The organism is Streptomyces lushanensis (genome assembly GCF_001700515.1).
GTDB classification, from domain to species: Bacteria; Actinomycetota; Actinomycetes; order Streptomycetales; family Streptomycetaceae; genus Streptomyces; species Streptomyces lushanensis.
The window spans coordinates 1-8,615 of sequence record NZ_MAUD01000320.1 but is presented as its reverse complement, the minus strand read 5'-3'; the positions used below and the strand labels follow the sequence as shown (position 1 = coordinate 8,615).

General features: G+C 69.0%; 6 protein-coding genes and 1 pseudogene. 3 read left to right on the top strand and 4 right to left on the bottom strand.

All coding sequences use genetic code 11. From position 1 onward, the window contains the following. Positions 1–459: 459 nt before the first annotated feature. A complete protein-coding gene (locus BFF77_RS24315) occupies positions 460–1,698 on the top strand; it encodes an ATP-binding protein (protein WP_245703684.1) in 1,239 nt (412 codons plus the stop codon). A 57-nt stretch (positions 1,699–1,755) separates the two neighbouring features. Here BFF77_RS24315 and BFF77_RS37965 read toward each other — a convergent pair. Continuing rightward, a pseudogene (locus tag BFF77_RS37965) lies at positions 1,756–1,932 on the bottom strand (reverse transcriptase/maturase family protein); the annotation flags it as partial. Here BFF77_RS37965 and BFF77_RS37080 point away from each other — a divergent pair. Then, complete coding sequence (locus tag BFF77_RS37080) at positions 1,870–2,325, top strand: hypothetical protein (protein ID WP_245703683.1); 456 nt, start codon at positions 1,870–1,872, stop codon at positions 2,323–2,325. The pseudogene BFF77_RS37965 and the gene BFF77_RS37080 overlap by 63 nt on opposite strands. Before the next feature lie 413 nt (positions 2,326–2,738). Here BFF77_RS37080 and BFF77_RS24305 read toward each other — a convergent pair whose 3' ends face one another. From BFF77_RS24305 to BFF77_RS24295, 3 genes are all read right to left on the bottom strand, one after another. Next, entirely contained in the window at positions 2,739–3,209 is a 471-nt protein-coding gene (locus BFF77_RS24305; RefSeq protein WP_066953412.1) for a suppressor of fused domain protein, read from the bottom strand. Between the two features lie 301 nt (positions 3,210–3,510). Continuing rightward, positions 3,511–5,034, bottom strand: a complete 1,524-nt coding sequence (gene exaC, locus BFF77_RS24300) for an acetaldehyde dehydrogenase ExaC (protein WP_066953410.1) — start codon at positions 5,032–5,034, stop codon at positions 3,511–3,513. Further along, the gene (locus BFF77_RS24295) at positions 5,031–6,701 is read right to left on the bottom strand and encodes an APC family permease (RefSeq protein WP_425424423.1); all 1,671 of its coding nucleotides are present in this window, start codon (positions 6,699–6,701) and stop codon (positions 5,031–5,033) included. The genes exaC and BFF77_RS24295 overlap by 4 nt, the downstream gene beginning before the upstream one ends. A 742-nt stretch (positions 6,702–7,443) precedes the next feature. On the opposite strand from BFF77_RS24295, the gene BFF77_RS24290 reads away from it, so the two are divergent. Next, positions 7,444–8,502 carry an alpha/beta hydrolase gene (locus BFF77_RS24290; protein ID WP_066953406.1) on the top strand — a complete coding sequence of 353 codons (1,059 nt, stop codon included), beginning with the start codon at positions 7,444–7,446 and terminating at the stop codon, positions 8,500–8,502. Positions 8,503–8,615: the final 113 nt, after the last annotated feature.

Genomic DNA, 8,615 nt, shown 5'->3' with positions numbered 1-8,615 from the left:
CGGGAGGTACCCCCTCCACCGAACGCCGCGGCCTGATCCACGAGGATCCGCCGGACAGGACCTGGGGGTTCACGGTCGGGGTCCACACCAGCGTCGGCCGCGACACCGGGACCGGCCTCTGCGGACGGTGAGGACTGAAGTAACGGTCATGGCCATTGGGATCGGTTCCACGCGTCTTCCTCCTTGTCTCGGGCGGGGGATGCCGGGCTCGGGCTCGACGAGGACGACGAGGAGTGGACGGGACCTTAGCGGCTGGCCGGGAGCCGGATTGCCGGCCCGGGTGGGGTGCCGGCCAGGGGAGGATTTCGCCGGAGTCGAAACTGGGGCCTCGAGGGGCGCCGGTAAGGGTGTCGTTCAGGCCCTCGACGGGGCCGCGGCCGTACTGCGGGCTCGGTTCGCGGCCACTGGGCCGACTGCCTTCGGACAGTCGCTCACGCCTCCGCCGACGGCATTGGAGAAATGCCTCTGACCTGGTGTTTTCCTGGGAATTATCTAACCTTGGAGGTTCTGCTCAACGTCATCGGAGGGGACATCGTGAGCGAGGAAGCCACCAGGTACGAGGCCAGCCACATCCAGGTGCTGGAGGGATGGGAAGCGGTCCGGAAACGGCCCGGGATGTACGTCGGCTCGACGGGTGAACGCGGCCTGCGTCATATGGTGTTCGAGATCGCGGCCCGGGCGGTGAACGAGGTTCTGGCCGGCCGTGCCGCCTGCGTCGACATCACTCTGACGCCCGACGGCGGCGTGTGCGTCGCCGACGACGGGCCAGGCGTTCCCGTCGACGGGACGGAGGGCGCCGGCGGTCCCGGGCTCGAAGCCCTGCTCACCCGGATGCAGGCCGGTACGGGCACCGGAGGCCGCCACGACGTGACGCCCGGCTTCCATGGCGTGGGGCCCGGCGTCGTCAATGCCCTGTCGCGCCGGATGACGGCCGAGGTGCGGCGCGAGGGAGTCCGATGGGTGCGGGAGTACGCGCGCGGCGTGGCCGCCACCCCCCTCACCAAGGTGGGAACGGCGACCGGAAGCGGGACCACCGTTGCCTTCTGGCCCGATGCCGACATCTTCGGAGCCACGGAGTTCTCGTTCGGCGAACTGGAGGAGCGATTCAGAGAACTGGCTTTCCTGAACCAGAGCCTGGAAATCTCGCTGACCGACCTGCGCCGCCCGGATGAGTCCCGTTCGGTGCGGCTCCGCTTCCCGGGCGGGACACGGGACTTCGTCGACTTCCTCGACAGTTGCACGACGGCGTCCGCCCCCATGGACACCATCGCCTTCGAGCGCGAGGACCCTCGCATGAGAGGGGTGATGGAGGTGGCCTTCCGGTGGTGCGGCTGCCCTGAGGAGCGGATGCGGAGCTTCGCCAACAGCCGGCCCACCTACGACGGTACGCACGCGGTGGGCTTCCGCGACGGAATGGCGGCCGCGGTCACCGCGTACGCGCGAGAGCAGGGGCTGCTGAGACCTACGGACCCCGACTTCGGCACCGATCGGATCGGCGCGGGCCTGACGGCGGTCGTGTCGGTGAAGCTGGACCGTCCCGAGTTCGAGGGCTCCACGCGCGGCGTGCTGGGCAACTCCGAAGTACGCGAATGCGTCGGACAGGCCGTCCAGGACCACCTCGGCAGGTGGCTGAAGGAAGACCCGGAGCGGGCCGCAGCCGTCATCGACCAACTCGTCCAGGGTCCCCGCCGGGACTGACCAACAACGAACCGCCCTGCTGGTCCAAGAAGAACGGGACCGGCAGGGCGTCGATGCCACTTCGCCGACGAGCTTGTCCGACCACGGCGGAAGGCCAAGTGGGCGCGGCTTCGAGCCGCCCCGCTTCTTCGGGATGTAGACCCTTCTGGCAGGGCTCCATCGGCAGCGCTCGTGGCGCAGCGCATCGATGATGCGTCCGATCCTGCCCAGCGACATGCCGTCCACGCAGGTGCGGCGGGCGGCAGCGCGCGGCTGACCGGGCTCCTCGTAGCCGCGGCCCTGGCCGTCGTCAACTGGTTGCTGGCCCACTGGTGGGTCCTGGCCGTGGTCGGCGCGCTCGCGGTGCTGGCCGGCGGAGGCCGGCTCCACCAGAAGCGGCAGAGCGCGCGGTGGGAGGCGGTGCGGGCGCAGGGGCTGCGTTACGGGCTGTCCCAGCTGGACGCCCTGCACCATTCCCGGTTCGAGGACGCGGTGCGTGAGCTGATGAACCGTGACGGCTGCTTCCCCGGCGGCGCCTGCTCCCCGTGCCCGCGGGGGATGGTCCCCTCGGCGTTGGTTCCCCAGTGCGGTTCCGTCCTGCCCCGCGCCTGCTGGGATGGTCCATCCGGCTGCCGCGTATACCCGTGAAGGCCAGCGCAGCCGACCGCGGCCGCCGCAACGGTCCGGAGACGCACCCCGCCGGACGGCTACCGCCACGCCAGGCCGCGCCGTCGTCCCGGGTAGCCCCGGCACCTGCGCGTCAGACGCCCCCACTGCCCGAGTGCTCCATCACCACCTGACCGTCCTGAATCGCCCCGCCCGCTTCTCCGCCCGGTCAGCCTGCAAGTCCATCTGCGTGAGATCGGCGTCCCTCCACAGCGCGGCAGTACCTCCGCGATCCGTCAGCTCGTCCTCCAAGCCCCGGCCCCCGTCATCGCGAAAGCACTCGGCTACCGCGACAAGACCGCCACCCGCCTGGTGACCGAAGCCGGCGGAACCTGGAGCCGATACGCTCCCAGTGATCACTTGCGGTGACCGCCGGGATAGGTTCGGTCGTTGTCTCACACGACCGACGCCCGGAAAGGATCAGTGGGAATGATCTCCGCCTCGTCGAAGAGCTGCTCCAACGCCTCATGGCCTTGATGCCTGCGGAAGTCGATTTCGGCGGCCGTCACAGGCAAGGTCCACAGGATGCGGGCGTGCCCCCGGGGCAGCGGACACTGTTCAAGGTCAGGTCCGTGGAGATAGGGCAGGCTGATCAGCAGGTGGTCGCAGTTCGAGCCCGGCACCCATGGTTCACCGATCGGCATGCTGTGCTCCAGGTCGAGCTGATGCCCACCGCAGTGGTAGTACGTGATCACGGCCATGAGGTCGATGAACTGCTGGTCGCGGACGTGGGCGGTCATGACGAACTCAAGCCCGTGACCGCCCTTCTCCATCGCGGCCCAGCACCCGGCGGTCACATAGGCCCAGCTGTCGCTGCGTGGACCGGGGCCGACAACGAGAACCCGCAGGTCGACTTCGACGACCAAGACGAGATGGCTCGCCGACTGCCGCGTTTGGCCGCTCTCCACCTGGAGTGAGTCGGTTCTGGTTCGCTCGACGGGACCGCGCCATCACTGGCTCCGCAGCCAAGCTGCGTTCGAAGGCATCGGCCCCGACTTGACGGGTTTAGCGGGACCTTGGCCCGGAAATGCCCCGGAACTGCTGGTCAGGGCTGGGATAGCGGGGGAGATATCGGGAGTAAGAGCGTGTTTCGACTCGCTGCTTGGATGCGCGCCGAGGAGGGCGCCTGCCGGGCATCTGCCCTGGTCAGACGCCCTTTTTCTGCGTCTAGAAGAAGCCCAGCTTCTTCGGGGAGTACGACACCAGAAGATTCTTCGTCTGCTGGTAGTGCTCCAGCATCATCCGGTGGTTCTCCCGGCCGATGCCCGACTGCTTGTAGCCGCCGAAGGCGGCGTGTGCCGGGTAGGTGTGGTAGCAGTTCGTCCAGACGCGGCCCGCCTGGATCGCGCGGCCCGCGCGGTAGGCGGTGTTCATGTCGCGGGTCCAGACGCCCGCGCCGAGTCCGTACAGTGTGTCGTTCGCGGTTTTGATCGCGTCGTCGAAGTCGCTGAACGGCGTCACCGCGAGAACCGGGCCGAAGATCTCCTCCTGGAAGACGCGCATACGGTTGTGGCCCTGGAAGATGGTGGGCTGGATGTAGTAGCCGCCCGCCAACTCTCCCTCATAGTCGATCCGCTGACCACCCGTCAGAACCTTGGCGCCCTCCTGCTGTCCGATGGCGACATACGAAAGGATCTTCTCCATCTGCTCGTCGGAAACCTGCGCGCCGATCATCGTCGCGGTGTCCAGCGGGTTCCCCGGTACGATCGCCTCGGTGCGGGCCACGCCCGCCTCCAGGAACTCGTTGTAGTGGCCGTCCTGGATGAGGGCCCGTGACGGACAGGTGCACACTTCGCCCTGGTTCAGCGCGAACATGGTGAAGCCTTCGAGTGCCTTGTCGCGGAAGTCGTCGTCGGCGGTCCAGATGTCGTCGAAGAAGAGGTTCGGGCTCTTGCCGCCGAGCTCCAGTGTGACCGGCTTGAGGTTCTCCGAGGCGTACTGCATGATCAGCCGCCCGGTCGTGGTCTCGCCGGTGAAGGCGATCTTGGCCACCCGGGGGCTCGACGCCAGCGGCTTGCCGGCCTCCAGGCCGAAACCGTTCACGATGTTGACGACGCCGGGGGGCAGCAGATCGGCGATCAGGCTCATCCAGAGATGGACGGAGGCCGGGGTCTGCTCCGCGGGTTTCAGTACGACGGCGTTCCCCGCCGCCAGCGCGGGCGCCAGTTTCCAAGTGGCCATCAGGATCGGGAAGTTCCACGGGATGATCTGGGCCACCACACCGAGCGGCTCGTGGAAGTGGTACGCGACGGTGTCGCCGTCCAGTTCGCTGAGCGTGCCCTCCTGGGCCCGCAGCGCGCCCGCGAAGTAGCGGAAGTGGTCGATGGCGAGCGGGATGTCTGCGGCCAGGGTCTCGCGGACCGGCTTGCCGTTCTCCCAGCTCTCGGCGACCGCCAGTTCCTCCAGATGCTCCTCCATCCGGTGGGCGATCCGGTTGAGGATATTGGCCCGCTCCGCCGCCGGCGTACTCGCCCAGCCGGGTGCCGCGCCGTGCGCGGCGTCCAGGGCGCGCTCGACATCCTCGGCCGTGCCACGGGCGATCTCGGTGAAGGGGCGGCCGTTGACCGGGCTGGGGTTCTCGAAGTACTGCCCACGGGCCGGCGGAACGTACTCCCCGCCGATCCAGTGGTCGTACCGTGACGCGTACGAGATGATCGCGCCGTCGCTGCCGGGCGCGGTGTAACGGGTCATTTCGGTGGCCTCCCGGTTTTCGCGCCGCCCGCCGTTGGACGACGCCGCACGTTGGACAGTAGGGACCGGTACGTTGCAAACAGGTTGCCCCGGGGGCGGGCGGTGGCCTGACGGGCTCCGGATCCGGACACGCCCGTACGTTCGCGCCGGGCCAGCCAGTAGTACGTGAAGCCGCCCGCGGCCACGACGCCGACGAAGAGGAACGCGCCCCAGCGCGGATACCAGGGGAAGGGCTGTCCCGCGTTGTGGACCCCCGGTCGTGGCCACGCGAGATTGACCGACATACCGATTCCCCAGAGCACGGCCAGGAGATTGACCGGCAGTCCGAACCGGCCGAGCGAGAAGTGCCTCTCGGACGCGAGGTGCCCTTCGGACGCGACGTGCGCCTCGGACGTCGGCTGCCACGTACCGCGCAGCCGTCGCACCAACATGGGGAGTGAGACCATCAGATGGGCCAGACAGATCATGATCACCGCGATACTGGCGATCATTGAGAAGATCCGCGGTTGACCGGCGTTGATCACCAGAACGCCGACCGCGACCAGGCCGACGACGACGGTGGCCACCACCGGAGTCCCGAACCGTGGACTGATCCGGCTGAGCAGCGAGGCGGCGGGCAGGCAGTTGTCGCGCGCCATCGCGACGACCAGCCGGGTTCCGGCCGCGTGCACCGCAAGCGCGCAGATGGTGACGGCGATGACCACGCACCACAGCACGATCTCGCCGACGGGCGGGCTCAGGGTGGAGAGCAGTACGAACTGGAGTCCGTCGACCGACAGCCGCGCGGAGTTGAGGCCGGGTACCGCGAGCAGGGCGAACAGGACGACGAGCCCGCCGATCAGGAAGCAGACGGCGACGGCCCGCAGGACGGACAGCGGCGCGCCGGGGCCGGGGTCGGGGGAATCCTCGCCGCGCGTTGACGCCGTGCCGAATCCGTGGAGGACATAGGCGGAGGCGAGCAAGGCGGTCAGAAGGGCGGCGACATGGCCGAACGACCCTCCGATACCGCCGGTGTCGCCGACGCCGTGGCCGTCTGCCTGAGTGATCGTGCCCGGTCCGTGCGCGAGATGCGCGACCAGCAGAGCGATCAGGGTGATGGCGGCGATCAGTTCGACCAGCAGTCCGGCCGAGTTGATCCGGGCGATCAGCCGGACGCCGAACGCGTTGACCAGGGTGGTGAAGAGAATCAGCACGGAGCCGAGCAGTACGGCGTTGGCGGCGGCGTCGGTCCTGCCCGCGCCGGTCCCCACGAACTGGAAGAACCGGGAGATCTGCGGCAGTGTGATCTGACAGGCGAGGGCGACCGCGGAGAGGGAGACCATGGTGGCCGTCACCGTCATCCAGCCGCCCAGCCAGCCGATATGCGGACCGCCGAGCTCTCTGGCCCAGTTGTGGACCGAACCGGTGTGGATCGAACCGGTGTGAGCCGAACGAGTGCGGACCGAACCGGTGCGGACCGAACCGGTGTCGACCGAACGAGTGTGAACCGAATTGGTGTGGTCCGACTCGGCGACGGGATGGCGGGCGGCCACCTCGCAGAAGCACAGTGCCACCATGAGCTGGCCGAGAAACACCATGGGCCATGACCACCAGTAGCCGGGCCCGGCGAATTCGACGCCGAAGTAGAAGAGCTGGAAGGTGCCGGTCAGGATCGCGAGGTAGCTGATACCGGCGGCAGCGGAGGAGCCGGATGGGGCGGGGGCGGGCCCGGGTTCCGGCTTGTCACCGAGGACCGCGAGCAGCGGCTTTTCCTCGTCCTTGGCCTGGCCGCGGATCTCGTCGGGGGTACGGACGGGTTCAGCCTCCGGAGCCGGCGTACCGGTTTCCGTACCAGGCGGAACCGCCTTCCGGTCCGGCTCGTTCGTCGCCGTCTCTGCCGTCTCTGCCGTCTCTGCCGTCTCTGCCGTCTCTGCCGTCTCTGCCGTCTCTGCCGTCTCCGTGTCCGGCGGGGCGGTCGTCAGGTCCGCGGGCCCCTGGTCGGGTTCTGTGCTCACTCGAACCACCCCGGCGGCCTCGGCAGGCATGACACTCCTTCACATGGACACACACCGTGGTGTCCATGAACCGAGAGTAAAGAGAGCGCAGCCGGTCCGCAGCGCGAGCGGTGGTGGGACGTGTGATCCATGACGTGTCGTCGAGGGACGCTTGCCGGGCCGTCACCGAGGTGGCCCGGCGCCGCATCATGCCCATCCGGGAGAAAGCGCTTCCTGTCCGCTGATCTGGAAGAGCGCGGCTCTCCGTCCTTCCTGAGTGAGAACCCTTTACACACCTGAATCGCTGGCGTAAGACAAACCGAGGGACCACCGTTCGGCACTCACGCACCCACGCACTCACGTACTCCCGCAGCCCCCACACATGCGTCGCTCACACGCGTCGCCCCACTGCCTCTGGAGAGACGGAGAAGACACCATGTCCCAACCGCCCCGCTCCGCACCCGACTTGCCCGCACCGCGCCCCCTCACCCGGCGGCGTGCCGTCGCCGCGCTCGCCGCCGCCGGCGTGGGAGCCCTGGTCTCCGGCTCCGTCGTATCCGCGTCCGCCGCCGCACCCTCCGTATCAGCCGCCTCTTCCGGACCACTCGCCGCGCCTCGCTCCTCCCGTCGCCGGGAACGCCTGCTGGCCGCCGAGCGGGTCGACGAGCGCACCCTGAACCTGCGGATCGAGTCACCCGCACTGGGCCGGACCGCCAACGCCACCGTGCTGCTGCCGCCCGGCTGGGACGGCTCGCCCACCCGCCGCTGGCCCGTGCTGTATCTGCTGCACGGCTGCTGCGGCGGCCCCGGCTCCACCGGTTGGGGCAACGCCGCCGCCATCACCGCCAGTACACCTGCCCTGATCGTGACGCCGGAGGGCGGACCGGCCGGTTTCTACGCCAACTGGTGGAACCAGGGCCGGTACGGTGCCCCCGCCTGGGAGACCTTCCACCTGACCGAGCTCCGCCGGATCCTGGAACAGCAGCTACGGGCCGACGACCGGCGCGCCGTGGCCGGGCTGTCCATGGGCGGGCACGGCGCGCTGTACTACGCCGCCCGGTACCCGACGCTCTTCCGCGCCGCCGCGTCCTTCAGCGGACTCGTCAACACGGCGCGGTATACGACCGGCATCCAGAACATCGTCAGAGGACAGGGACTCGAACCGCTCGATCTGTGGGGCGATCCCACCGCCCAGGCGGCACTCTGGCGGGAACACAACGCGTACGAGCTCATCTCGCGCCTCCCTCGCGGCTACCCCGTGTATGTCAGCAGCGGCAACGGACTGCCCGGCCCGTTCGACCCGCCGGACCGTACCCCCGACGCCCTGGAAGCGGTGCTCGATCTGATGGCCGGGGACTACATAGCCCGTGCCCGGGCCCGCGGTCTGAACGTCACCGACGACCGCTACGGTCCCGGTACCCACACCTGGCCGTACTGGGAACGTTCCCTCACCCGCTCGCTCCCGATGCTCGCCGCCGCCATCGGCGCGACCTGACGGGCCTCGGCCGAGTACGGGCACGGGACAGGGGCGGGGACGAACAGGGGGACAGGCGCGAACACGGGCACGGCCGCGGGGGCGGAGACGGACACGGACACGGGACCGGGGCG

What these genes read in the sequence shown, in the direction of transcription:
- BFF77_RS24315 (WP_245703684.1), top strand. Translation starts at nt 460, where the DNA reads ATGCCTCTGACCTGGTGTTTTCCTGGGAATTATCTAACCTTGGAGGTT.
- exaC (WP_066953410.1), bottom strand. Translation starts at nt 5,034, where the DNA reads ATGACCCGTTACACCGCGCCCGGCAGCGACGGCGCGATCATCTCGTAC.
- BFF77_RS24290 (WP_066953406.1), top strand. Translation starts at nt 7,444, where the DNA reads ATGTCCCAACCGCCCCGCTCCGCACCCGACTTGCCCGCACCGCGCCCC.